Raw genomic sequence first — 24,745 nt, 5'->3', positions numbered from 1 at the left:
CACCTTCGAAGATCGAGCAGGTGTGCCGAAATAGTCTCACATGGGCTCGATCTTGATGTCAGAACCAAGCCCGGTCGGTGACCCGCACTTTCAGTCGCCCATCACGTGGTCAAGTACGTTGCGCAACGCCCGCGATGCGTTGTTATCTCCGCCGTCCACCAGGAGGGCACCGAAGTACGCGATCGAGCCCGTCGCGAACACCGCCCCCCCAGCAGGCGTCTTGAAATAGATCATGTCTGCGTGGATCTCTGGATCGTTCGGTCCACTCGTCGAGCCGTGATACGGCTGCAAGACTTCTTCTGTCGCACGCTGCGCCCCCTCGTCGTGCCCCCAGGACGACGCGAGCACGGTGGTGCCCGGCGGAGTCCCCAGCGCGAAGTCGACTCGGTCCATCTCGTCACCAGAAGCACCGCCACGCACAAACCCTTGGTCCCCAATGAGGTCACCCTCCAGCCCGTCGTAGAACCACGCGAACTCGCGACGCACCGACTCGTCAGTCGACATCCGGAAAGGCCTGGACATGCCGCCGGCCGCCGCCATGCCGACACCGAACAGCTTCTGCGGGGCTCGGCCACGATGCCGCCAGAGCCCGCCGGGCTCCCACGACGACACCAGGTCAATCTCCCCGGGAGGCGAGTCCCACGAACGCACGCCAGCGTTGCCCCGGCGGGTCTCGATGATTGGCGCGTGTGCGTTGATGACACCCGTCACCCAGTAGTACCCGTTGCCGCCCAGGTAGAACAAGTTGCCGCCGGCCGCTCGATAGCTCTCGATGGCATCGAGGATCTCGGTCGAGGGGTACTCAGGATGCGATCCGGTCAGCACGACGTCATAGCCGTCGAGCGCCGCGGCGCCTTCGACATGAAGCTGTTCCTCCGTCACGACGTCGAAGTCGTAGCCGAACGTCTCGAGCCACTCCACGAGATACATGTCGCCCGAGAATGCGCGGCCCGACCCCTCCGGGTAGCTCCAGAACCCATACTCAGCTCGCATGTCGAGGATTGGCCGGAGGGCGCTCGAGTAGTGCACGCCGCTGCCATCGATGTGCCGGTCGTAGAGGGACCGGCCGAACTCACGCCCGTGGTAAACCTGTCGACTCTGCGCCTCCTTGAGCACCTCGGGGTCCTGGAAGCGGTGTCCCACGGCGTTGGCGAAGTGGCTCACCAAGTCCTCGTTGGCGTACGCGAGGTAGCTGAACGTCGGCAGCATGAAGCACACCTTGGCCGTCCTCACACCCGGGTTGGCGGGCACGAATAGCGGGATCGTGTCCTGGGTGCCGTCCGCGCCCGTGAGCTCAATCCCGTAGACACCACTGCGGAGGCTCTCGGGGAGAGCCTCCGTCATGGTCTGCGCCCAACCGGCGTCGACGAGGTCCGTGGAGTGGAAGTGCGCGGCCGCGTAGTGATCGGGCTTCTCCCGGAACGAGACGGCGGTACCGTCCCAGCTCGGCCCCGTCACGCCTTGGTTCGGAAGATTGACCAGGACCATCGGGTCCGCCTTGCCCGCGTACGTCCGGCAGAGGAACCGGGTGGGGCCGGAGTCGACGGGAGAGAGCGACCATGCGGCACCACCGATAGTGGTCACCGCTCCGCGGATCTCGCTGACGCTGCGCAAGTCTCTGCTCTGGGTGCCGTACAGGACGAACGGGTCGGCGATCTTGCCGGTGAAATGGTGCTCCGCCCGACCCCGCGCGTAGCCGTCGCAATGCACGACGTCTCGCGCAGCTTGCGCGGCCAGGGTGAGCGTCGGCGCTTCCGACTCGAAGTCACTCGACAGCGCCGTCTTGACACGAGACGACGCTCCATAGAGCTCGTCATGCGCGATCAGCTGCAGGGAGGCATGACCCGTCGAAAGGTTCACCCGTACCGACGTCCATGAGCGGTTGCCGACAGGGCTCTCGCTCACGAGTCGATCCTCGCCGACGACGAGAACAATGTGCGAGTCGACGAGCTCGAGGCGCAGGGCGCCACCCCCACCTGTCAGGTCGAGGATCGTCTGAGGGTCGTCCCAGTCAGCGACGGTCGTCCAGATGCAGACACCCAGCGTGAGTCCTTGACGACTCGTTAGCCGCGGGATAAGGGTCGTGGTCGCGAACGATCCCACGCAGCTGCTCTGGGTCGATACCTCCACGGGGCCCGCACCGTCCCACGCGATGTCCTCGACCGCGGCGCGAGCCGTCCTCCCCGGCACTGGCGAGCGGCCGAGTCGAACGAGCCTGACCTCGGCTCGCTGATTCTGGCCGGCCGCGAAGAGCGTGACAGGGTCGCCAGCCCGATAGGTCAGGCGGTCGAGGTATCCGGTGATGGTTGGCGCTGAACTCACGGTGGTTGGCTCTTTCCGGGTTGAGGTGTCGTGACCGTCGGACAACGGCCGTCTATTGGTGCGGCGGAGAGGCGGCCTGGGACCCACGGATACCGGAGTCCTTGGCTTGGCGTCGCTCGCGTGCCTGGAGGTTGAGGACGGCCTTGGCCCGCGGGTCGACGAGGGACCTGATGCCGTCGCCGGCGAGATTGAACGCCATGACGGCGATGACGATCGCCGTGCCAGGGGCGACGATGAACAGCGGCGAGCTGCTGATGTACGGCTTGGCGTCGGCGATCATGTTTCCCCAGGTGGGGGTGGGCGGAGCGACACCAAGGCCGAGGAAGCTCAGCGACGCATCGGCGAGCAACGCGGACGCGCACACAAAGGTGGCCTGAACCATGATGGTCGGCAGGGCATTGGGCAGGACGTGGACCACGAGGATGCGGACGCCGCGAACGCCCGCCGCGCGCGCCGCAGTGACGAATCCTCGTTGCGAGATCGTCAGCGCCCTGGACCGCACAACACGCGCGACGTACGGCGTGAACACGACCGTCAGGGCGATCGTCTCAGCCAGCGCGCCCGGCTTCGAGCTGAGCGCCACAACCAGGGCGATCGCCAGCACGATCGCCGGGAACGCCATGAGCGAGTCCATGATGCGCATCAGGATGCTCGACGTGCCCGTGTAGAAGCCGGCCACGAGGCCGACCACCGAGCCTAGGCCGACGGCGAGCATCGTGATGAGGGCGCTCAGGCCGAGCGAGATGCGGCCCGCCGACACCACACGGCTGAGGATGTCTCGGCCATAGTCGTCCGTGCCGAGCACGTGGTCGAGCGACGGCCCCTGCAGGCGGATGGCCAGCTCTTGGGACGAAGGCGAGGGCAGGACCCACGGCCCCGCGATCGAGACGACTATGAGCAGGACCAGCACCGTGAACCACACGATGAAGCTTCTATTGCGGTGCCACTCCTGGGCGATCCTGCGGGCCGCTGTGGTTACGGGAGTACTCATTGGAGCCTCACTCTCGGGTCGAGGACGGCGTACACGAGGTCCACGGCGAGGTTGACCAGGACAATAAGGGCGGCGGTGATGATCGTGATTCCGAGGATCAGGTTGTAGTCACGCGCTTGGACCCCGCCGTAGAGGAGATATCCGATACCGGGAATCAGGAAGACCGTCTCGATGATCACCACGCCTCCGAGCAACGAGCCGAAGTTGCCGCCGATCACGGTGACGGCGGGCAGGAGCCCGTTGGGCAGTACGTGGCGGTACATGACACGTCTCTCGGAGGCCCCCTTGGCACGCGCGGTGCGCACGTAGGGGTTGAGCATCTCGGCGGCGAGGCTCTCACGCAGCGTGATGACCAGCAAGGCGACCTGGTGGGCCATGATGACGATGATGGGTAGGGCGAGGAAGCTCGCGGCACGTGCTGGACTCTCAAGCGGGGAGACGTAACCGGTGACGGGGAAGACCCGGGTCCGCACGGCGAGCAGCAGCACAAGGATCAGTGCGAGCCAGAAGCTGGGGATCGCCAGTCCGAACGAGCTCGCGCCCATCAAGAAGCGCGACAACAGAGACCGTGGCCTCGAAACGGTGCGCACCGCGAGTGGCACCGCAACGAGCACGCCGAGCACCGTGGCCGACGTCGCGATGAGCAAGGTCGGCCCCAAGTAGGACAGGACGGCGTGCATGACGCCACCCGACTGGGACACCGAGTAGCCGAGGTCGCCGCGGAACGCATGCCCCATGAAGGATAGGTACTGCGCGAGCAGGGGCTTGTCGAAGCCGAGCTCGTGGTTGAGTGCGGCGATCTGCTCGGCCGAGGCCTCCTGCCCGAGGATCGCGATCGCCGGGCTGCCCGGGATCGAGTGCAGGATGAAGAACATAGCCGTGGTCACGAACACGAGGACGACGACCATGTCCCTGATCCTGCGGATGATGAGTGACGTCACGATCTCGCTCCTTGGGGGTCGACGCAGAGAGCGGCCCGGTCGAGGCACGTTCGACCGGGCCGCACGACTAGTTCGTCTTGTACGCGCTCCACAGCACGTACGTGAAGTCGTTCGGTACCGTGAGCTTGGCGCTGTAGACGCCAACTGCGCTCACCCCGCCCAGGGGGACGCCCGGCATCGTCTCGTAGAACTTCGTCTGCAGCTCGCCCATCACGCCGTTGGCCTCCTCGGCCGACGTCGAGTCCTGGTACTTCGCGAGCAGGGTGTCGACCGTGCTGCCGTAGTCACCGCGGTAGTAGCTTCCCGGCTGCTCCTTGCCGAACCACGGGATCTGTCCCGGCGAGCCGGCCATGCCGGACAGGTAGGTGACGCTCAGGTCCCACGACCCGGGCGACGTGCCCAGACGCTCGTACATGGTCGGGAAGTCGAAGACGCTCACCTTCGACGGGATGCCGATGTCCTTTAGAGCGGCCTGCGCCGCAACCGCCCACTGGTACATGTAGGGATACGTCTTGGACGTCAAGATACGGATCGGCTTGCTGCCCACACCCGCCTTTTTGAACAGTGCCTTGGCGGCGTCAGGATCGCCACCGGGGAACGACTCGATCCCAGCCTTGGTGTAGAGCGCAGCATTGCTGGTTGCAGCGAGTGCACCGTTGAGCGGCTTCCAGAGCCAGGAGGGACCGAACGTCGCCTTCGCGATCTCCTCCTTGTCAAGGAGGGTGTTCATGGCCTGGCGCGCGTCGACGCTGGCGAAGGCCGACGAGTCGTCACTGTTGAGTAGCAGGACGTTGGAGTACTTCACGGCCGATGCCCGCACTGTCAGGGACGAGTCCTTCTTGGCGGCATCGATATCGTCGCCGTTGATCTCCTGGACCCAGTCCCACTGACCAGTCTTCAGCCCATTGAGGCGCTGTGACGCGTCCGCGACGAAGACGAACACAAGCTTGTCGGCGTGCGCTGTCTTCTTGCCGGCGAACCCACCAAAGTCCTGGTCGAGGCTCTTGTATTCGTCGAATCGCACGAGCTGGATGCGCTGGCCGGCCTTGTAGCTGTCTAGCTTGTACGGGCCGGTCCCGATGACCTGCTCATTCTTGAGTGGCGACTTGCCTGCCGCCTTGGCGATGTCGGCCGGCAGGATGATGGCTGCCTGCACGGTCCAGGCCAGGTCGGCGATGAGGGAGTAGCGCGGACGTTTGAGCTTGATGACGAACGTCAGGTCGTCCGGTGTCTCCAAGGCGTCGACGTCCTTGCTGACCTGCTGGCCCGTCGCGGAAATCTCGAGCCATCGCTCAATGCTTGCTTTCACGTCGGCCGACGTGAGCTTCGCCCCGTTGTGGAACGTGATGCCCTCGCGCAACGGAATCGTGTAGGTCCGCCGATCCTTCGACAGCTCGAACGACTTCGCCAGCATGGGCTGCGGGTTGAACTTCTTGTCCCGTGCGAAAAGCTGCTCGAAGATGTTCTGACCCGGGATCTGCGACAGCTGACCAGTCGCCAGGCCGGTGTCGAGCGTCTGTGGATCGCCGGACAGCGCAGCGGTGACGGTCCCACCCTTGACGGGCGTGCCGCCGCCGGAGGTGCTCGTCCCGGTACAACCGACGAGTGCCACAGCCGCGATGATGGCTGTGATGGCACGGGCCAGAGCGCGAGGGCGTTGCCTGAGGGGCCTGATCATGTCTTCTCCTCTATCGGTGTGACGGTTTGGTGGTTCGTGGTTGACGCCACCGACGCGACCGCGCCGAGACCCTTGAAGGGATCGGGATTCGCCGCGGCCAGCGCACGCGTGTACGGGTGGGAGGCGCCCGCAATGAGCTCGTCGGCGGTCAGCACCTCGACGAGCTCTCCCCGTCGCATCACGCCGACCCGGTCCGCGACGGAGGTCACGAGGCTGAGGTTGTGGGTGATGAAGACGTACGTGAGGTTGAGCTCGCGCTGCAGCTCCAGGAGCAGGTTCATGACCTGCCCCTGGACCGAGACATCCAGCGCGCTGGTGGGCTCGTCGGCCACCACGACGTCCGGGCCGGGCGCGATGGCTCGGGCGATGGCCACCCGCTGACGCTGGCCACCCGACAGCTCGGAGGCGAACTTGGCACCCGCGTTCGAGGGGAGCCGCACGGCTTCGAGCATCTCTCGTACACGTGCCTCGACGCCCTCACGACCGAGGTCGGTCAGCGCCCACAGCGGTTCGGCGATCGCGTCGGCGACGGAACGTCGCGGGTCCAGCGTGTCCTGTGGGTTCTGGAAGACCATCTGCACGTGACGACGCAGCTGCCGCTCCTCGACGAGACCACGTGCCTGTCCCAGGTCGAGCCCACTCACCGTGATTTTGGAGCCGGCGTCGGCCTGCTCGAGATCGAGCATCAGCTTGCCCAGCGTGCTTTTGCCCGACCCAGTCTCGCCGACGACCCCGAAGAACTCGCCTTTGTAGACCGTCAGGTTGACTCCCGCGACGGCCGCGCGCGTCCTGTTGGTCTTGCCCTCGCGACCGGAGTGGGTCACCCGCCTGATCCAGCCCGACACGGGTCTGGTCCCGTACGTCTTCGAGACGTTCTCGAGCACCACGACGGGCTCCCCGTCGCCCGCTGGGCGCGATCGCTCCGCCACTACCTGGTCGCCCGGGTGACCGGTCAGGGCGTCGACCATCTCGTCAGTCCAGTGCTCGACTGGTCGCCACGCCCGCACGGAATGCCGCCCGTCTGCCGAGGTGACAACCGGTGGCGGGTCGTCGAGGTCCTGCTGCGACGCGAGCGCGTTGCGCGGTGCGAAGCGATCGCCGGCCGGGTAGTGGCCGGGCTCCGGAACCGATCCGGGGATCGTCCGCATCAGCCCGACGAGGCGAGTGTTGGGGCGTGGGACGCACTCGAGCAGTGCCTTCGTGTACGGATGCTGGGGTGCCCCGAGGATCTGACTCGTCGGTCCGATCTCGACGACCTGTCCGGCGTAGAGCACCGCGATGCGGTCGGAGATCTCGGCCGCAACTCCCATGTCGTGCGTCACAAAGACGCACGACATCTGACGATCACGCTGAAGCCTCTGCAGCAGCTTGAGGATCTCGGCCTGGACCGTGACGTCAAGGGCCGTCGTCGGCTCGTCCGCGATCAACATCTCCGGCTCCCCCATGAGGGCCATCGCGATCATGATTCGCTGCTGCATCCCGCCGGACATCTGGTGCGGATAGAGGTCGGCGACGGATTCCTCGAGCCCGACTTCTTTGACGAGGCTCATAGCGCTCCGACGCGCGGCGCTCCGCTGGGCAGCGCGTTCTCGTCGACCCGAGGTCCGGCCGAGGTCGTTCGACAGGAGGTACGCCTCGCACAGCTGCGCCATGACGGTCTGGGTCGGGTTGAGCGCGTCCATGGCCTCCTGAAAGACCATGCCGACGCGGTGGCCTCTGACCGCGGTCATGGCCTGCTGGCTCAAGCTCAGCAGGTCGGTGCCGCCGAGCACGGCCGACCCCGAGACGGTCAGTGGTGCCGTGAACTCGAGTAGCCGCATCGCCGACAGCATCGTGACGCTCTTCCCACTGCCGGACTCTCCGACAACGCACAGCGTCTCTCCGGCCTCGACCGACAACGAAATGCCATCCGCGAGACGGATGTCCCCGTTCGGCCCGTGCACATCCACGGTCAGGTCCTTCAGCTCGAAGAGTGCCACGTTGTCCTTCCAAGCAGTCCGGTCTTCACGCGGGACCCCCGTGAGCACCCACCCGCCAGCGGTGTCCGGCGGGTCTGCCTGTCGGCCGATCCCCGGTCGCACTGGTACGACTTCCGCAACCTAGAACGCGTGTCCTAGATCTGTCAAGCGACGAAAAGTGCTCGGGACACCGCTTGTTTCCCCGAGTTTTCGCGCGAGATCGGCGATGTTTCGGCATGTAGAACGTCGCGATAGCCGACGCGCTCGACCCCTTCGCGCGGCGCCTCGACGCGGGGACAACGTTCCACGATCTAGAACGTTTTGACCCGACCAAATATCGGGCATTCATCCGACTTCCAGTAGCCAGAAGGGCTTGCCACACCTACGATGGGGCTGTCCACCGAGGGCATCACCCGACCTGCACACACGCTGGTGACAGAGGTATGACCATGCATCACGACTCCCCGTCCGCTTCCCGCACCCATGTCCTCGTGCTCCTCAAGGCGATGGATGTCCTCCAGCTCTTGTCGGAGGGCGACGAGTTCCGGTTGCGGGACGTGGCGACGACACTCGGCCTGAGCAAAGCCACGTGCCACCGGATCTTGGGCACGTTGGTCTTCGGCGGCCTCGTGGAGCAGACATCGCGCGGACACTACCGCGCGGCCGCCTACGCCGGGCGCGGCGTCGAGACTCTGCACACCGACGACCACATGCTGCGCTCCACGTCGCGCGACGCGATGGCGGAGCTGAGGTCGGCCACCGACGAGAACGTGTTCCTCTTCTCGCATCGCGACGGTCGCGCCCACTGCCTCGAAGTCCTCGACGGACGGTTCGCCTCGGACATCACGGTGCGTGCTGGCGGCACCCTTCCGATGCACTTGGGCGCCGCGCCGCGCGTCATGCTCGCCGGTCTGTCGGATCGCGAGATCTGGGACTATCAGTCTGCGCGTGAACTGTTGGACACGTCGTCCGAGCTCTCAGTCGCGACGGTGTACGCCGACGTGGCACGAACCCGTCGGACCGGCGTGGTGATCAGTTGCGGCGAGGTCGACTATAAGGGCATGAGCATCGGTGCACCGATAGTCGACACCTCTGGTTGTACGATCGGCGCGATCAGCGTCGGCACGTTGACCGCGGCCACCTCGCCCGAGCGCGTCGCCGAGCTGGTGCCGTGGGTCGTCCGCGCCGCCGAGCAGGCGTCGGCGGCCGTCGAGCCCCCCGCAGCATGAGTGGTCAGACGATCGCGACAGCGTTGGGCGGTGAGCCAATGCCACCGCGCTTGTTCAACGGTGCGCTGACGCAGGCCCGGCGAGTTGAACGAGCCGGCCGCCGCGAGCTCCTGGCGCGCAAGCGCGTCGATGGCTTCCTCCACTACGCCCTGATCCCGTTGCTCGGCTACGTCATCCTCGTCGAACGGCATGACCTCCAGCGCAGGGACGTCGCCCGCGACTGCCGCGACCCGGTGGTCCCACACGATCATGCCGTCGTACGCGCCGACCTGTGCACAGTGCTCGGCCAGCCGGTCGAGCGAGAACATCTCGCCCACGGCGTACATCAGCAGGTGCGAGGTCGATCGTCAGGGCATGGGCGTAGGCGCCTCGATCGTCGACGACACCGGAACCCCCGTAGGCGCCATCAGCGTGGGCACACTGACGGCGATCACGTCACGCCGGCGCGAAGAGCGACTAATCCCCTCGGTCATCGAGGCAGCAAGCAACGCGTCTCAACTCGTCGGATCCCACCCTGCACCGTGAAACCGGCGGTCGTCACACCCCGATGAATCGCGCAACGACGTCCATCTGCGCATCCCGCATCGCACGGCCTCGGTGAGGCGTGAGGCCTCGACGCTCAGCCTCGACCAGGAGCGCGGTCACCTCGGGCGACATCACAGCCTCGGCCACCACGGTGCCGGGGGCGAGCGAGTCGAGAGCGAACGGCAGATCGTCGTCCTCGTGCATACCCAGCGAGGTCGCGTTCACCACGAGGTCGTAACGCCCCGACCCGATGCTACCGACGTCGACGCTCACGCCCGGCACGATCTGGGCGATGTCGTCCACCAGGCGTTCGGCCCTCGGGCGCGACCGGTTGGCGATGGCCATGCTCGAGGCGCCCGCCTCGGCCAGCGCGAATGCGATGGCCCGACCGACGCCGCCGGCTCCTACCACCAGGACGGACATGCCTCGCGGATCGCGTCCAGCGTCGCGCAGGCCTTGCACGAACCCGAGCCCGTCGAAGAGGCCGCCCACGAGTCGTCCCGACGGAAGCCGCCGGACCGTGTTGACCGCGCGGGTGCGCTGGGCCGTGGGATCAAGCTCGTCCAGCAGGGGGACAACCGCCTCCTTGTGAGGGATCGTGAGCCCGAACCCGATCAGGTTGCGCCACCCTTTCGTGGCCTCGACGAACGCGGCGAGATCCTCGGGAGCGACGTCCACCGCAATCGTCACGGCATCGATGCCTCTGTCACGGAACAGATCATTGAACACCTCAGGCGCCTTGACGTGGTCGGTCGGATGTCCCACGCACAGGTAGACCATGGTCTTTCCGGTGATCACGAGCATGATTCTTCTCCTTGGCATCGATCCACGGGGCGTCCGCGACATCCAACCACGAATCTCGGGCGCTGGTCCAATTTTGGGCCAAGGGAGCCATATCCTCTGCGCGCAGGGTCCAAGAACCCTGGCACCAAGGCGTGGAGGCGTTCGAGCGCGGTCCGGTTGCGCAAGGCCGGCACGGTTCGTCCCGCCTCCCACGCTCGGACCGATGCGACGCTGCAACCACATGACCGCGCGACGTCAGTCTGAGACATTCCGGCCCACTCGCGGAGGAGCCGCAACACGCAGGGGGCCGTGACGCCACGCCCCGGTGCGGACGTCGTCCGGCACGGGCACGCCGACCAGAGCGGCGGCCGCGTTGAGCCCGATCCCGAATACATCGGCGAGTCGCCTGATCGCGGACCTGGGGCGCGCAACGCCCGAGCTCCCACCTACGCACGGAGCACGCCGACGACCCGACCTCGGCAGCCAGCCCAGCGACCGACAGCCCGGCGGCGCGGCGGGCCAGATGCAGGGGACTGTCGTCGCTGGCCGGCGCCGCGCCGGCGGGCGGACCGGCGACCAGCACCGCGACGAGCACACGAGGGCTTGTCTCCAGGCAGTTGGCGATGGCCTGGACGCGCGCCTTCGGGATCCTGACCCGCCCGGCCTCCCAGTTGTAGACGGTGTGCATCGGCACTCCCAGGCAGGTGGCCATCGTTTACGCGCTCACACCGTTGCGCTCGCGGAGCGAGCGTAGGCCGGTGCCCGGCAGTCCGGTCTTGCGCACCGGCGAGACGCCGCGAAAGAAGAACCTTGACACCTCGTCGAGATTCACCTGCAGCAGGCTCGACAATGCCTTGGTCGTCGCCGACCCGGGACGTCTGTCCCGTCTCTCCCACCTGAGCACCGTCATCGGGTGCACGCCGAGGCGCCTCGCTACGTCGCCCGCTCCCGGCCCAGCCACCAACCGCGCGTGACGCAGGTCGAACGTCGACTGATCGGTCTCAGCCGGCTGCGGCACTGCTGCGACGAGTCGAGCCGTAGACAGTCGTCCGCTGCCGCGATGGGCGACCTGCCGCCGCGGCCATGTCTTCGAGCTCGGCGACCTCTCGGCGTGAGCCGTTGGTCGACCCTGCCATCCTGCTGATCGTCTCCTCCATCAACGTGCCACCGAGGTCATTGGCCCCGCCTCGGAGAACCTGCGTGCACTGCTCGGGTCCGAGCTTGACCCAGGAGCACTGGATGTTGTCGATCAATCCGTGCAGCATGATCCGCGCCACGGCGTGGACAGCGCGGTTGTCACGCTCCGACGGTCCGGGTCGCGCCACGCCAGCGAGGTAGATCGGGCTCGACTGGTGGATGAACGGCAGCGGGACGAATTCCGTGAACCCGCCGGTCTCCCGCTGGATGGCCGCCAGCGTTCGCAAATGGTTGACCCAGTGCCCCGGGTGATCGACGTGGCCGTACATCATCGTGGAGCTCGTCGGAAGGCCGACCCGGTGTGCCGTGGTCACGACGTCGACCCACTGCTGAGTGGGCAGCTTGCCTTTGGTGAGGACCCATCGAATGTCGTCGTCGAGGATCTCCGCCGCCGTGCCTGGCAGCGAGTCGACGCCCGACTCCTTGAGCCGCACGAGGAAGTCGTGCACGGACATGCCGGTGCGCGCGACGCCGTTCATGACCTCCATGGGGCTGAATGCGTGCACGTGCAGCCCGGGCTCGGCTCGTCTCACTGCCGCCGCGATGTCAAAGTACGCCGTGCCCGGCAGCTCCGGGTCGATGCCGCCCTGGAGGCAGACCTCGGTCGCTCCCGCCGTCACCGCCTCGGTCGCCCGCGACGCTATCTCGGCCAGGCTCAACGAGTAGGCGTCGGCGTCGCTCTTGCGCTGGGCAAACGCGCAGAACCGGCAACCCGTGTAGCAGATGTTCGTGAAGTTGATGTTGCGGTTGACGACGTAGGTGACGTCGTCACCGACCGCGTCGCGGCGCAATACGTCGGCCAGCTCCGTCACCGCCTCGAGCGGAGGGCCCGCCTCGGCGGTCATCAAGACCTTGGCTTGCTCGATCGAGATGCCGGCCGGGTCGGTCCAGGCTGCTCGGAGGGCCGCGGTGACATCGGCTGTCAGCCGCTGTGGCTGTGCGTCCCGCCGCGCCCTCTCCTTGATCGTCGACCAGTCGCCATAGACGTCTTCGAAGTCAGAGCGACGGTCATTCGCACGCCCCTCGACGTCGATTGCGCGATGGAGGTCGGTCCGTCCCTGGTCGGACCAACCGCCATCGGGCTCCTGCCAGGGCAGGCCCACCGGCAGGATCGAAGGATCGGCCAGGCCGCGCGGGTCGGCGAGCGCCAGCACGTGAGCCCGCAGGCGCGGATCGAGCCACGGGGCTGACAGGTAGGGAGGATGGATCGTCAACCGCTCTCGCAGAACCAGTCCAGCCTCGGCGCATACCCTCTCGACGTCTTCGATCTGCGGCCATGGCCGCTCGGGGTTGACGTGATCGGGCGTGAGTGGGCTGATCCCTCCGAAGTCGTCGACGCCCGCATCAAGCAGCGCACGACAGACCGCCAGGTCGACGAGGTTGGGTGGCGCCTGGACGCGCGCGCCCGGCCCGAGGAGCACCCGGGTCGTGGCGATCGCAGCGAGGTACTCGTCCAGATCGAGATCGTCGCGGTGCCGCATCGGGGTGTCGGGTTTGGTGCGGAAGTTCTGCACGATGACCTCTTGGATCGAGCCATACTCGCGGGCCACACGGCGCAACGCGAAGATGCTGTCCGCCCGCTCCTCCAGGTTCTCGCCGATGCCGATCAGCAGCCCGGTGGTGAACGGGATGTTGATCCGTCCGGCGTCCTCCAGGACGCGCAGCCTCACGTCGGGATCCTTGTCGGGCGACTTGTAGTGAGCCTCCCCCCGCGTCTCGTAGAGGCGGCGTGACGTGGTCTCCAGCATCATCCCCATCGACGGTGCGACAGGCTTGAGCTGCGACATCTCGGACCACGTCATGACGCCCGGGTTGAGGTGGGGCAGCAGACCGGTCTCCTCGAGCACCATGACGGCCATCGCCCGTAGGTAGTGCAGTGTCGAGTCGTAGCCGGCCTCGTCGAGCCACGTGCGCGCTTCGGGCCAGCGCCCCTCCGGGCGGTCACCGAGGGTGAACAACGCCTCCTTGCAACCCAGCTGTGCGCCGTCGCGAGCGATAGCGAGAACCTCGTCGGCCGAGAGGAACGGCGCCTGTCCCGCCTTGGCGAGGTGAGTGGGTGTGGTCACGAAGGTGCAGTAGTGGCACCTGTCACGGCACAGCCGGGTCAGGGGGATGAAGACCTTCTTGCTGTAGGTCACTATGCCTGCTCGACCTGCGTCGACCAGTCCCGCGTCGCGCACGCGACGCGCTACCGCCATGAGTCGCGCGAGGTGGTCACCCCGCGCCTGGAGCAACGCCTGCGCCTCGGTCCGGTCGACCGCCTTCGCCGCCTCGACCCGCGTGACGGCGCGGTCGATCTCTCGCAGCGTGGCTGTCACACGTCGACTCCCGGTCCGAGGGACCGGAGACGCGGCAGGATCTCGTCGCCATAGCGGCGCAGGAAGGCAGCCTGATCGGGACCGGGTGCATGGAACACCAGGTGAGTGAAGCCCAGGTCGATGTAGCGCTGGATCGCGGCCACGTGCTCGTCAGGGTCGTCCGACACGATGAAGCGCGCCGCCGCACGATCGACCGGCAACGCGTCCGCGAGCCGCTGCATCTCGACCGGGTCCTCGACGCCCCACTTCTCCTCGGGGCTCAGCGCCAAGGCACCCCAGAAGCGAGTGGCCTCCTTCGCAGCCTCGCGGTTCGGGTCGAAGGACACTTTGACCTCGATCATCATCTCGATGTCGCTCGCCTCGCGACCGGCCCTGGCCGCGCCCTCGCGGACTGCAGGCAGCAGCGTCTCGGTGTAGAGCGAGGGATCCTTGCCCGACGTCGTGATGTAGCCATCGCCCTGCCGCCCTGCAAAACGGGTCACCGCAGGCCCGGATGCAGCAAGGAAGAGGGGGACCTGTTCGTCCGGACGGTCGTAGATCGTGGCGTTCACGGTCTGGTAGTACTCACCCTCGAACGTCACCCTGTCCTCGGCCCACAGCTGACGGATTAGCTTGACTGCCTCGCGGAACCGTGCGAATCGTTCCTTGCCCTCCGGCCACTCGAGTCCGAGCGGCACCTCGTTCATCGACTCGCCGGTGCCCATCCCGAGGATGACGCGCCCCGGGAACAGGCAGCCGAGCGTCGCGAACGCCTGCGCGACGATGGCCGGGTGGTAGCGGAAGGTTGGCGTGAGCACGCTGGTGCCGATCGTCACCCGCTCGGTGCGGGCGCCCAGAGCGCCCAGCCACGACAGCGAGAACGGGGCGTGGCCACCGTCGTGCCGCCAGGGCTGCAAGTGGTCTGACACGAAGACCGAGTCGAACCCGACCTCCTCGGCGATGACGCCGTAGCGAAGGAGCTCTACCGGGCCGAACTGCTCATTCGACGCCTTGTACCCGAACTTCATGATCGCTCCTTGTCCCTGGTACACGTGAACCTAGGGCGCCTGTCCTATGTTTGTCAATGCGCGCTCATCTCAGCGCAATGGCGTTGGCCGGCGACCCGATGCCTCCGGCGACGTGCAGCGGCGCTGAGACAAGCAGTGTCTCGTGCCTGCCGTCACGGCGACAGACGTGCGCCAGGTCACGAAGCCACCAGAGCTCCCCGAGCGCCATGCCCAGCTGACCGATCAGACAGTGGTGCAAGAACCCGAATGGCCACGCGTCCTGTCCAGCGTCGAACGGCATCGCCTCGACACCAGGATTGTCGGCGACGACGGCCGAGAGGCCGGCGTCCCAGAGGTACTCGAGCATCGTGGGACCACGGTCGAGCCCGGCCGACGTCAACGCCGTCATGTCGGGCGACGCATACCGATCGCGAACGCCCTGATCCGCATCGACGTACCAGCCCAGGAAGCCTGTGTGAAGGATCATCACGTCACCCGTGCGCCACTCGACGCCGGCGGCCACTCGCGCAGCCTCGAGGTCTTCAACCGTCACTCGCGTCGTCTCCCCCGGGTCGTACACACCGTCCCGGCCCAGGTAGAGCGCCTCGACGTCGATGACCACGCCTCGTCCGACGATGCCCCGGCGCGCCCAATGATCGATCGTGTTTCGCCGGCCGGCGGCCACCTCGGCGGCGGTCGCGCCGTTGTAGAACATGTCACGGGCGTAGCCCACGTGCGCGAGTGAGTCCCACTGGCTAGAGGCTTGGGGGTTGAAGTCGTCGAGGACGTCGTCGAAGTCGCACCCCGTTCCCTCGTCGACGACCAGGTGACGAGGGCGGCGGCGACCGAACATCGCCGGGTTGATTAGGCCGACCTCCGCGCTTAGCGCGAAGACCTCACCCGAGACGACGGCGCCCGAGGCCTCGAGGACGCGATCGCTCGTCTGCAGGTTCACCAGACCCACCTGGTCGTCGTCCCCAAACACGTGCCATCCCGATCTGGCCCCGGAAGGCAGCTGCGGAAGATCCTGATACCTAGGCCTCTGATTCATTGTGCGGACTTCCCGTCTCGTGGTGTAAGCAGCCGAAGCGTCGTTTGACAATATCGGGCACTCGTCCTAACTTTTGTCCAACATCAAGCTACCGAAGGAAGTCGCCCGATATGGCTGAGCCCAGGAAAATTCGCATCGGTGTCGAGATGATGGAGCCCTTTGAGGGACTGACGTGGGCCGAGACAGCTCGAGATCTCGAGGACAGCGGATTCTCCACGATGTTCGCTCCGGACCACCTGGATGAAGGGTTCGGTCCGATCACTGCGATGGCGACTGCAGCCGCGGCAACGACCTCGCTCCACGTGGCCACCGCAGTGTTCGCGGCTGACTTCCGCCATCCTGCGGTCCTCGCCCGCGAGCTCGCATCTATCGATCTGCTGTCCCAGGGCCGTCTCGAAGTTGGGATCGGGGCGGGTTACCAGGTGAACGACTACAACAGCTCTGGCGTGACGATGAACGTGCCGAAGGTACGCGTGGACCGAATGATCGAGCACGTCAAGGTTCTGAAGGGCCTGTTCGGTGACGAGCCATTTTCCTTCGCCGGCGAGCACTACACCATCAACGAACTGAACGGCACGCCCAAGCCGTTCACCCCTGGCGGCCCACCCATCTTCGTCGCGGGCGGAGGCAAGCGGATGCTGAGGTTCGCAGCCCGCCACGCCAACATCATCGGCGTGAACCCGGCCCTATCCTCGAGTCTGGACCGCGCACAGTCCCTGCCAGACGCGCTACCAAACGCGATTGACGAAAAATTCACTTGGATCCGCGATGCCGCAGGCGAGCGTTTCGATCAGATTGAGTTTCATGCGTGGCTCAAGGTTGCGAAGGTCACCGCCGACGCACATACGGAAGCGGAAAAGCTAACAGGCCAGTACGGAACAACAACCGATGAGATCCTGGCATCGCCTGTCATCCTCATCGGAAGCGTCGACGAGATTCTTGAGCGTCTTCATGAGCGACGCGAACGTTGGGGTTACAGCTACTACACGATTCAGCAGCCAGCCGTAGACGAGTTCCGCGAAGTTGTTAGACGTCTAGCGTGACCTCTCGAGCCAGTCGCGCTCACGCCGGCTGGGGAAGGGCCGCCGCTCCCCACCCCCGCCGCTAGAACATGATCACCTGTCGAAGCGCCTTCCCATCAGCGAGATCGTCCATTGCCTCATTGATCGCAGAAAGTGCGATTCGTGAGGTGATGAGCGCCTCAACGTTGAGCCTTCCCTCACGCCACATCTCGACAAAAATCGGGATGTCTCGCGCCGGAACGCTGGAACCGAGGTAGCTGCCGACGATCGAGCGTCCATCAGCGACGAGCGAGAAGGGCGATATCTGAGCCGCCTGTGATGGTTCCGGAAGACCAACGGCGACTGTCACGCCACCCGCCGCTGTCGATGCCACCGCCGTCTCGAAGCCGCGGACTGTACCGACTGCCTCGATGACAACATCCCCCTTCAGACCAGTCTTGATGGCCTCGCTCGGCGTGACGGCGACATTCGCTCCGGCACGAAGCGCGACCTCATGCTTGCCGCGATCGGCATCGATCGCGGCGACCTCGATCCCGGGTTGACTTAGTGCCGTGATGATCGCCGCGAGGCCCACACCCCCCACTCCAACAACCGCCACACGCATGCCAGGCACGAGCCTGGCAACGTTGAGGATCGCACCCCCGCCTGTCAGGACCGCGCAGCCAATGACGGCTGCAACATCTGCAGGAACATCGGACGGGACCGGAACTAGACAGCTTCGGTCGACCACTGCATGAGTTGCAAACCCGGAGACGCCTAGGTGGTGCATCACCGGCTCACCGGCGCGTCGCAGTCGGGTACCGCCCCCCATCAGCTCGCCGCGCCCGTTCGCACCTTTACCGGCTGCGCAAGGTTCCTGCCCCGTGCCGCTGCAAGCCGAGCATGATCCGCACCGTGGCATGAAGGTGATGACGACTCTGTCCTCGACCCGCAGGTCATCGATGCCGTCGCCAAGCTCGAGTACTCGACCAGCGACCTCGTGCCCGATCACCATGGGAAGCGGACGGATCCGCGAACCATCGACTGTCGAGAGGTCAGAATGGCAGACGCTTGCTGCCTCGATCTTCACCAAGACCTCGCCCGGCCCGGGCGACTCCAGCTCCAGCTGGCAAACGGAAATTGGACGCGAGGTGCTGTAGGGCCGCGCTGCCGCGGCCCGTTCCAGTACTGCCGCAGTGATCTCACGCATGATCTACCAGCCCCTCTCGGCGAGACGGTGGGGCTCGGGGATGTCGTCGACGTTGATGCCGACCATCGCCTCGCCCAGCCCGCGCGAGACCTTGGCGACGACGTCGGGATCGTCGTAGAACGTCGTCGCCTTGACCACGGCAGCGGCGCGCTCGGCAGGGTTGCCCGACTTGAAGATGCCCGAGCCCACGAATACGCCCTCAGCACCCAACTGCATCATCATCGCGGCGTCCGCCGGGGTCGCGATGCCACCGGCGGTGAAAAGCACCACAGGCAGCTTGCCGGCCTCTGCAACCTCCTTGACCAGATCGAACGGCGCCTGCAGCTCCTTGGCCGCGACGTACAGCTCGTCCTCGCTCAGCGACTGCAGGCGACGGATCTCACCACCGACCTTGCGCATGTGACCGGTCGCGTTTGACACATCACCCGTGCCGGCCTCGCCCTTGGAGCGGATCATCGCCGCACCCTCGGTGATGCGACGCAGCGCCTCGCCCAGGTTGGTCGCACCACACACGAACGGAACCGTGAAGCCCCACTTGTCGATGTGGTTCACGTAGTCGGCCGGCGTCAGCACCTCGGACTCATCGACGTAGTCCACACCCAACGACTGCAGCACCTGCGCCTCGACGAAGTGACCGATGCGCGCCTTGGCCATCACCGGGATGGACACCTCCGCCACGATCCCGTCGATCAGGTCAGGATCCGACATCCGCGCCACACCGCCCTGCGAACGGATGTCGGCCGGCACCCGCTCCAGCGCCATCACCGCCACCGCACCGGCATCCTCGGCAATCCGCGCCTGCTCGGCGTTGACCACGTCCATGATCACCCCCCCCTTGAGCATCTCGGCCATACCCCGCTTCACGCGTGACGTGCCGACGGTCGTGACCTCGTTCATGCTCTTCCTCTTCCTTCGAACGCATCCGTGTAGGACGTCTTGACTGTTGTGTAGAACTCACGCGCATAGCTGCCTTGCTCGCGGGGTCCGTACGACGAGGCTCGGCTCCCGCCGAACGGGACGTGAAAGTCGACGCCTGCCGTCGGTACGTTGACCATGACCATCCCCGCCCGCACGTGCGCCTTGAAGTGGGTGGCGGTCCTCAACGACCGCGTCACGATACCGGCCGCTAGCCCGAACTCCGTGTCATTGGCGACCGCGAGTGCCTCGTCGTAGTCCGTCACCTTGATGACCGATGCGACCGGCCCGAAGACCTCTTCGCGGTTGACGGTGTCCGCGTTCTTCGTACCGACGAGCAACGCCGGCCGTAGATAGTGCCCGGGAACCCCCGTCTCGACCCGCTCACCGCCCAGCACGTGGGCCCCCTCGTTGAGGGCGACCGAGATGTATCGCAGGTCTTGATCGAGCTGAGCCGCATCGACCACCGGGCCGATCGTCGTACCCTCGGCTCGCGCGTCACCAACCACCAGCCCTTGCCGCGCCCGGTCAAGACGGTCGACGAACTCGTCGTGCACGGACTCCACGACGACCAAACGTGAGGAGGCAGTGCACCGTTGACCTGTCGAGCCGAACGCGCCCTCGAGCGCGACCCTCACAGCCAGGTCGATGTCGCAATCGTCCGCGACGACCAGGGGATTCTTGCCGCCCATCTCGAGCTGCACCTTGGCGCGATGACTCTGCGCCGCGGCCAGCACGTGGGCTCCGACGTCAGTCGATCCCGTGAAAGTGACAGCATCCACCAGAGGCGAGCCTGTCAGCTCGTCGCCCACGACGCGTCCTGAGCCGACGACGAGGTTGAGCACCCCGGCCGGCAACCCGGACCGGTCGAGGATGTCCGCGAGCGCCCACGCACATCCCGGGACCGGCTCGGCGGGCTTGAACACGACCGTGTTGCCGAACGCCAGTGCTGGCGCGATCTTCCAGGCTGGGATCGCGATCGGAAAGTTCCACGGAGTGATGACCGACACCACACCGACCGGCTCCCGGGAGATGTCGACATCGAGACCTGGCCGGATCGAGTCGACGTGGTCTCCTCCGGAGCGAACGGCTTCGCCTGCAAAGAACTTGAAGATCTGCCCCGCCCGGACGACTTCGCCGACTGCTTCGCGAAGCGTCTTGCCTTCCTCGCGAGCGAGAAGGTCTCCTAGTTCGTCCTGGCGTCGGAGTATCTCGCCGCCGGCGCGGTCGAGAATCTCGGACCGCTGAAAGCCGGTCGTCCAACGCCAGGTCTTCAAGGCAGCGCTCGCCGCACCGACGGCTTGCCGAGCCTGGTCGCCATTGGCTTGCGCGTGAGTGCTCACGACATCTCGAGTGTCGGACGGATTGATGTTCGGCCGCTCCCCGGCACCGCCGACCCACTCACCATCGATGAGATTGAGCCGGATCATGCGAATGCCGACCGGCCGGTCATCGCCTGACCCACGATCAGCGTGTGCATCTCGGAGGTGCCCTCGTACGTCAAGACCGACTCGAGGTTGTTCATGTGCCGCATGACCGGATACTCGAGCGAGATCCCGTTGGCACCCAGGATGGTTCGCGACGTACGACAGATCTCGAGCGCAGAGCGGACGTTGTTGAGCTTGCCAACACTGACCTGCACCGGGTCAAGTCGACCGTCGTCCTTCGCCCGACCGATCGTCAGTGCCAGCAAGGCCCCCTTGGACAGCTCGATCGACATGTCCACCAGCTTCTGCTGAGTCAGCTGGAAGCTGGAGATCGGTCGGCCGAACTGCTCGCGCGTGCTCGCGTACTCAAGTGCCGCATGCAAGGACGAGCGGGCTGCACCCAGCGATCCCCACAAGATTCCGTAGCGCGCCTCGTTCAGGCACGAGAGCGGCCCCCTCAGGCCCCGCACCTCTGGGAAGGCCGCCGATGCAGGCACCCGAACTCCGTCGAGGACGAGCTCGCTGGTGACCGAGGCTCGCAGCGACATCTTGTGCTTGATCAGCGGAGCCGAGAATCCAGGCGAGGTGGTCGGGACGACGAATCCGCGGATCCCATCGTCAGTGCCTGCCCAGACGACGGCGACATCGGCGATCGACCCGTTGGTGATCCACATCTTCCTGCCATCGATGACCCAGTCGTCCCCATCTTGTCGCGCTCTGGTCCGCATCGACGCGGGATCCGACCCTGAGTCGGGCTCAGTCAAGCCAAAGCACCCTACGGCGTCGCCGGCGGCCATTCTCGGCAACCACTCGTCCTTGTGCTCGGGAGAACCCCACTGGTGGATCGCGAACATCGCGAGCGATCCTTGGACCGACACGAGGGATCGCAGACCCGAGTCAGACGCCTCGAGCTCGAGACATGCCAGCCCGTAGTCGACCGCTGACATTCCCGCGCATCCGTAGCCCTCAAGATGCATGCCGAGCAAGCCTCCGCGCCCAAGCGACCGCACCAGCTCACGAACGTCGTCGATCGTCCCGCGCTCGTACCAGTCCGCGACGAACGGATCGACGAGCTCTGCGCACATCGCGCGCACCGTGGAGCGGACTGCCCTCTCATCTCCGGACAAAAGCTGGTCGATTCCTACCAAGTCGAGCGGGTCGAGCGTCTGTCGTCGGGCTGTCTTCGTCGTTGCTGTGCTCATCGGGGCATTTCCTCCGGTAGATCGGTTTCGAGGGTGGGCGCTGGCCTGTCCAGCGCCTCGTCCAGCCAGCGCGCGATCGTCTCGGTCTGTTCGCCGACCAAGGGGGGCGGATAGGGAGGCCTGAGTCGAGTTCGCGAGTAGGAGATGGGGTGCGCCACCTGATCGGGATGCCCGTCGGGCATCACCCACCGCGGGGCGAGACCGAGTTCTGCAGCACGGCGAAAGGCTGAGCCGAGATCGCCCACCACCCCAGCCGGCACGCCTGCCTCAGTGAGTCGCGACTCCCACGTCGCCGCCGTCTCCGACATCAGGCGAGCCTCGAGTGCGAGCACCATCTCGTCCCGGTGAGCGACGCGGTCCTCGTTGCGGCGGAATCGAGGATCGTCTGCCAACCCGGGGACTCCAAGGGCAGCGGCCATCTTGCGGAACTGAGCGTCGTTGCCGCACGCTACCGCCACGTGGCGGTCGGAGCAGCGCAGCGTCTCGTACGGCGCGATGGAGGGGTGCTGATTGCCCATTCTACCTGGAGCGACACCAGTCGCCAGGTAGGACATTGCTTGATTGACCATGCCACTGAGCAGGCTCGACAACAGGTTCACCTCGACATGTTCGCCAACCCCACTGAGGTCGCGACCGCGCAGTGCCGCAAGGACGCCGATGACAGCGTCCTTTCCCGTCAGGACGTCGACCAGAGCAACTCCCACCTTCATCGGGTCGCCGCCAACATCACCCGTGACGCTCATGAGTCCGCCGACCGCCTGCACCACGAAGTCGTAGCCCGGGATGTCCGCACCGCCGTCAGATCCGAACCCACTGATCGAGCAGTAGACGACCGCCGGATTGGACCTCGCGACGTCGCGATATCCGAGACCATGCCGCTCGAGAGCCCCTGAGCGGAAGTTGTGGATGAACACGTCCGCACGGCGCGCCAGTTCCCTCGCCCGACGTCGGTCGTCGACATCGTTGAGATCGAGTGCAACGCTGGACTTCGACCGGTTGACACCCTCGAAGTACGACGAGCTCGTCGAGGTCCAGGGCGGACCCCAGTGCCGGGTGTCGTCACCGACGCCCGGGCGCTCCACCTTGATGACCGTCGCCCCCAGGTCGGCCAGCATCATGGTGGCGAGCGGGCCGGCAAGGACTCGGCTGAAGTCCGCGACGATGATCCCCTCGAGCGGCCGCTCATGCTCGCCTGCGGTCTCAACCATGGTCAGGCTCGTAGACAGGGGTCGGCAGACCGACGAGGCGAGCCTTGAGCTGAAGCGCGAGATAGGTCGAGTAGCTTCGCGACATCTGCAGATTGCCACCATGAACCCACAGCCCGTCCTGCGCCGTGGGTCTCCACATATTCCTCAGCTCGCCTACCCACGGTCCAGGATCCCCCTCCCGGCCGGACCCCAGGCCCCAGATCCTTCCGACCCGTGCTGCGATCTCCGGCGACACGATGTGCGCGAGGGAATCCTGCGCGGGGCTGAACCCTGTTGCGTACACGATGACGTCGGCGTCGAGGTGCTCGCCGTCGTCGAGGACGAGTCCGTCCCGGTCGAGACGCGAGATCTGCCGGCCGGACCGCAGCCGGATCGACCCGTCGGCGACGAGCCCGGAGGCGCCGACGTCGATGTAGTAGCCGCCTCCTCGGGTCAGGAACTTCATCGTCAGGCCCGAGCCGTCCTCGCCGAAGTCCAGCGCGAACCCGGCCTTCGTCAGCGCGTCGTAGAACTCCTGGTCCGCGGCACGGATCTCGTCCCACATGGGGATCTGCATCTCGGGCACGAGACGATAGGGCGTGGCCGCCTGGATCAGGTCTGCCGTGTCGGCGGTGATCCCGGCCGAGACCGCGCTCTCCGAGTAGAGCGTCCCGAACGACCGCTCTCGACTCGTTTCCGCCTTGATCACCAGGGTCGAGGACCGCTGAATCATCGTCACGTCGGCGCCGGACTCGCACAGCGCGGCAGCGATGTCGTGAGCTGAGTTGTTGGCCCCGACGATAACGACCTTCTTGTCGCGGTAGGACTCGGGACCAGGGTGCTCGCTGGAGTGATGTTGCTCCCCGGCGAAGTCATCGGCGCCCTCGAACACCGGATGGCGCGGACGACCGTTCAAGCCTGTCGCGAGCACGAGGTTCGCCGGTCGGACGATCTCCGTCTTGCCGCTCCGATCGAGCGTGACGTCCCACCGCCCGGACTCCTCGTCCCAGCTGGCCGCGGTGCACGTCGTCCCACCCCAGAAGTTGATCTCCATCGCGCTGGCATAGAGGTCGAGCCAGTCGGCGAGCTTGTCCTTCGGTGTGTACACGGGCCAGTTCTCGGGGAACGGAAGGTACGGGAGATGGTCGAACCACACAGGATCGTGGAGGCAGAGCGACTTGTAACGGTTCCGCCAGGTGTCCCCCGGCCGATCCGTGCTGTCGACGACGATCGTCGCGACGTCCAGCTGGCGAAGTCGTGCAGCGAGCGCGAGCCCCCCTTGGCTCCCACCCACGACAAGAACATCAGGCTGTCGCACACGACCCATCTCGAGGCGCTCCTGCGCGATGGTCTCGGACCACGACTTACGTTCGGTGTGGACCCCATGGTCGGCACCCCATGGCCGCCGCTCACGCAACGACTCCTCGTGCCCGTCGAGCTCACGCAGGGCCGTGAGCAACGTCCAAGCCTTCCCATCGACGAGCCGCACCAGGCCGACAGCCGAGCCTGCGCTGGTCGAGAACCGTATCCAACCCTGTTCGACACCCGCGCGGGCCGCCGGCAACGGACGATCGTGGTCGACCTCGAAGGCATGCGGACGGGTATGGGCCAGCGTGTGCCGCAGCATGTGTGCGATCCCGGCGTGCCCCTCTACCGTCGTGATGTTCCAGGTGAATGCGACGAGATCGCGCCAGAAGGAGTCGACTGCGAAGAGGGAGACGATGGCCTCGACATCCTCTGTCGCTGCTGCCGAGTCGAGCTCGGTCACCCATCGCTCCACCGCGCCGACGCCTTCGACTTGACGACTCATGGCTGCCCTCTCGG

Annotated in this window: 20 protein-coding genes; 3 read left to right on the top strand and 17 right to left on the bottom strand. The window is 66.0% G+C overall.

Annotation, left to right across the window (positions count from 1 at the left end; genetic code table 11):
* Positions 1–90: 90 nt before the first annotated feature.
* The 5 genes from BOSE46_RS09915 to BOSE46_RS09895 form a co-directional block, all read right to left on the bottom strand.
* Complete coding sequence (locus BOSE46_RS09915; protein ID WP_159540082.1) at positions 91–2,322, bottom strand: N,N-dimethylformamidase beta subunit family domain-containing protein; 2,232 nt, start codon at positions 2,320–2,322, stop codon at positions 91–93.
* Positions 2,323–2,374: 52 nt separating this feature from the next.
* Positions 2,375–3,313, bottom strand: coding sequence for an ABC transporter permease (locus tag BOSE46_RS09910; protein WP_159540081.1), 939 nt, complete (start codon positions 3,311–3,313; stop codon positions 2,375–2,377).
* Complete coding sequence (locus BOSE46_RS09905; RefSeq protein WP_159540080.1) at positions 3,310–4,254, bottom strand: ABC transporter permease; 945 nt, start codon at positions 4,252–4,254, stop codon at positions 3,310–3,312. The genes BOSE46_RS09910 and BOSE46_RS09905 overlap by 4 nt, the downstream gene beginning before the upstream one ends.
* Positions 4,255–4,321: 67 nt before the next feature.
* Positions 4,322–5,932 (bottom strand): ABC transporter substrate-binding protein, encoded by a 1,611-nt coding sequence (locus BOSE46_RS09900; protein ID WP_159540079.1) that lies wholly within the window; start codon positions 5,930–5,932, stop codon positions 4,322–4,324.
* Positions 5,929–7,911, bottom strand: a complete 1,983-nt coding sequence (locus BOSE46_RS09895; RefSeq protein WP_159540078.1) for an ABC transporter ATP-binding protein — start codon at positions 7,909–7,911, stop codon at positions 5,929–5,931. The genes BOSE46_RS09900 and BOSE46_RS09895 overlap by 4 nt, the downstream gene beginning before the upstream one ends.
* 422 nt (positions 7,912–8,333) lie before the next feature.
* On the opposite strand from BOSE46_RS09895, the gene BOSE46_RS09890 reads away from it, so the two are divergent.
* The gene (locus tag BOSE46_RS09890; protein WP_371415510.1) at positions 8,334–9,119 is read left to right on the top strand and encodes an IclR family transcriptional regulator; all 786 of its coding nucleotides are present in this window, start codon (positions 8,334–8,336) and stop codon (positions 9,117–9,119) included.
* Between the two features lie 189 nt (positions 9,120–9,308).
* Complete coding sequence (locus tag BOSE46_RS09885) at positions 9,309–9,644, top strand: hypothetical protein (protein ID WP_159540076.1); 336 nt, start codon at positions 9,309–9,311, stop codon at positions 9,642–9,644.
* A gap of 12 nt (positions 9,645–9,656) precedes the next feature.
* Here BOSE46_RS09885 and BOSE46_RS09880 read toward each other — a convergent pair whose 3' ends face one another.
* The 6 genes from BOSE46_RS09880 to BOSE46_RS09855 form a co-directional block, all read right to left on the bottom strand.
* Positions 9,657–10,448, bottom strand: a complete 792-nt coding sequence (locus BOSE46_RS09880; protein WP_159540075.1) for a shikimate dehydrogenase — start codon at positions 10,446–10,448, stop codon at positions 9,657–9,659.
* Positions 10,439–10,822 carry a multiprotein-bridging factor 1 family protein gene (locus BOSE46_RS21710; protein ID WP_371415509.1) on the bottom strand — a complete coding sequence of 128 codons (384 nt, stop codon included), beginning with the start codon at positions 10,820–10,822 and terminating at the stop codon, positions 10,439–10,441. The genes BOSE46_RS09880 and BOSE46_RS21710 overlap by 10 nt, the downstream gene beginning before the upstream one ends.
* A gap of 320 nt (positions 10,823–11,142) precedes the next feature.
* Entirely contained in the window at positions 11,143–11,388 is a 246-nt protein-coding gene (locus BOSE46_RS21705) for a helix-turn-helix domain-containing protein (protein ID WP_371415508.1), read from the bottom strand.
* 40 nt (positions 11,389–11,428) lie between these two features.
* Positions 11,429–13,942, bottom strand: coding sequence for a bifunctional FO biosynthesis protein CofGH (locus tag BOSE46_RS09865; RefSeq protein ID WP_159540072.1), 2,514 nt, complete (start codon positions 13,940–13,942; stop codon positions 11,429–11,431).
* Positions 13,939–14,949, bottom strand: coding sequence for a glucose-6-phosphate dehydrogenase (coenzyme-F420) (gene fgd / locus BOSE46_RS09860; protein ID WP_201299594.1), 1,011 nt, complete (start codon positions 14,947–14,949; stop codon positions 13,939–13,941). Before fgd ends, BOSE46_RS09865 begins: the two co-directional genes overlap by 4 nt.
* A 64-nt stretch (positions 14,950–15,013) precedes the next feature.
* Positions 15,014–15,883, bottom strand: coding sequence for a cyclase family protein (locus BOSE46_RS09855; RefSeq protein ID WP_159540071.1), 870 nt, complete (start codon positions 15,881–15,883; stop codon positions 15,014–15,016).
* Between the two features lie 206 nt (positions 15,884–16,089).
* Here BOSE46_RS09855 and BOSE46_RS09850 point away from each other — a divergent pair, with 206 nt between their 5' ends.
* Complete coding sequence (locus BOSE46_RS09850; RefSeq protein ID WP_159540070.1) at positions 16,090–17,022, top strand: TIGR03621 family F420-dependent LLM class oxidoreductase; 933 nt, start codon at positions 16,090–16,092, stop codon at positions 17,020–17,022.
* Between the two features lie 61 nt (positions 17,023–17,083).
* Here the strand turns inward: BOSE46_RS09850 and BOSE46_RS09845 are convergent, their stop codons facing one another.
* From BOSE46_RS09845 to BOSE46_RS09820, 6 genes are read right to left on the bottom strand one after another with little or no spacing between them, the layout of a single operon-like run.
* The gene (locus BOSE46_RS09845; protein WP_159540069.1) at positions 17,084–18,190 is read right to left on the bottom strand and encodes an alcohol dehydrogenase catalytic domain-containing protein; all 1,107 of its coding nucleotides are present in this window, start codon (positions 18,188–18,190) and stop codon (positions 17,084–17,086) included.
* A gap of 3 nt (positions 18,191–18,193) precedes the next feature.
* On the bottom strand, positions 18,194–19,087 hold the full coding sequence (gene pdxS, locus BOSE46_RS09840) for a pyridoxal 5'-phosphate synthase lyase subunit PdxS (RefSeq protein WP_159540068.1): 894 nt from the start codon (positions 19,085–19,087) through the stop codon (positions 18,194–18,196).
* Complete coding sequence (locus tag BOSE46_RS09835) at positions 19,084–20,535, bottom strand: aldehyde dehydrogenase family protein (protein ID WP_159540067.1); 1,452 nt, start codon at positions 20,533–20,535, stop codon at positions 19,084–19,086. The genes pdxS and BOSE46_RS09835 overlap by 4 nt, the downstream gene beginning before the upstream one ends.
* The gene (locus BOSE46_RS09830) at positions 20,532–21,734 is read right to left on the bottom strand and encodes an acyl-CoA dehydrogenase family protein (RefSeq protein ID WP_159540066.1); all 1,203 of its coding nucleotides are present in this window, start codon (positions 21,732–21,734) and stop codon (positions 20,532–20,534) included. The genes BOSE46_RS09835 and BOSE46_RS09830 overlap by 4 nt, the downstream gene beginning before the upstream one ends.
* Positions 21,731–22,942, bottom strand: a complete 1,212-nt coding sequence (locus BOSE46_RS09825; protein WP_159542640.1) for a CaiB/BaiF CoA-transferase family protein — start codon at positions 22,940–22,942, stop codon at positions 21,731–21,733. Before BOSE46_RS09825 ends, BOSE46_RS09830 begins: the two co-directional genes overlap by 4 nt.
* The gene (locus BOSE46_RS09820; protein WP_159540065.1) at positions 22,935–24,731 is read right to left on the bottom strand and encodes an NAD(P)/FAD-dependent oxidoreductase; all 1,797 of its coding nucleotides are present in this window, start codon (positions 24,729–24,731) and stop codon (positions 22,935–22,937) included. The genes BOSE46_RS09825 and BOSE46_RS09820 overlap by 8 nt, the downstream gene beginning before the upstream one ends.
* Positions 24,732–24,745: the final 14 nt, after the last annotated feature.

This window comes from Aeromicrobium sp. 9AM (assembly GCF_902506105.1).
Taxonomy (GTDB): domain Bacteria; phylum Actinomycetota; class Actinomycetes; order Propionibacteriales; family Nocardioidaceae; genus Aeromicrobium.
The sequence above is the reverse complement of the archived record's forward strand: the minus strand, read 5'-3'. Positions and strand labels throughout refer to the sequence as shown.

Bases quoted from the DNA above. Each gene is read 5' to 3' on its own strand.
- BOSE46_RS09900 (WP_159540079.1), bottom strand. From the start codon at position 5,932: ATGATCAGGCCCCTCAGGCAACGCCCTCGCGCTCTGGCCCGTGCCATC.
- BOSE46_RS09890 (WP_371415510.1), top strand. From the start codon at position 8,334: ATGACCATGCATCACGACTCCCCGTCCGCTTCCCGCACCCATGTCCTC.
- BOSE46_RS09830 (WP_159540066.1), bottom strand. From the start codon at position 21,734: ATGAGCACAGCAACGACGAAGACAGCCCGACGACAGACGCTCGACCCG.
- BOSE46_RS09835 (WP_159540067.1), bottom strand. From the start codon at position 20,535: ATGATCCGGCTCAATCTCATCGATGGTGAGTGGGTCGGCGGTGCCGGG.
- BOSE46_RS09910 (WP_159540081.1), bottom strand. From the start codon at position 3,313: ATGAGTACTCCCGTAACCACAGCGGCCCGCAGGATCGCCCAGGAGTGG.
- pdxS (WP_159540068.1), bottom strand. From the start codon at position 19,087: ATGAACGAGGTCACGACCGTCGGCACGTCACGCGTGAAGCGGGGTATG.
- BOSE46_RS09825 (WP_159542640.1), bottom strand. From the start codon at position 22,942: ATGGTTGAGACCGCAGGCGAGCATGAGCGGCCGCTCGAGGGGATCATC.
- BOSE46_RS21710 (WP_371415509.1), bottom strand. From the start codon at position 10,822: ATGTATTCGGGATCGGGCTCAACGCGGCCGCCGCTCTGGTCGGCGTGC.
- BOSE46_RS09885 (WP_159540076.1), top strand. From the start codon at position 9,309: ATGACCTCCAGCGCAGGGACGTCGCCCGCGACTGCCGCGACCCGGTGG.
- BOSE46_RS09845 (WP_159540069.1), bottom strand. From the start codon at position 18,190: ATGCGTGAGATCACTGCGGCAGTACTGGAACGGGCCGCGGCAGCGCGG.
- BOSE46_RS09820 (WP_159540065.1), bottom strand. From the start codon at position 24,731: ATGAGTCGTCAAGTCGAAGGCGTCGGCGCGGTGGAGCGATGGGTGACC.
- fgd (WP_201299594.1), bottom strand. From the start codon at position 14,949: ATGAAGTTCGGGTACAAGGCGTCGAATGAGCAGTTCGGCCCGGTAGAG.
- BOSE46_RS09850 (WP_159540070.1), top strand. From the start codon at position 16,090: ATGGCTGAGCCCAGGAAAATTCGCATCGGTGTCGAGATGATGGAGCCC.
- BOSE46_RS09880 (WP_159540075.1), bottom strand. From the start codon at position 10,448: ATGCTCGTGATCACCGGAAAGACCATGGTCTACCTGTGCGTGGGACAT.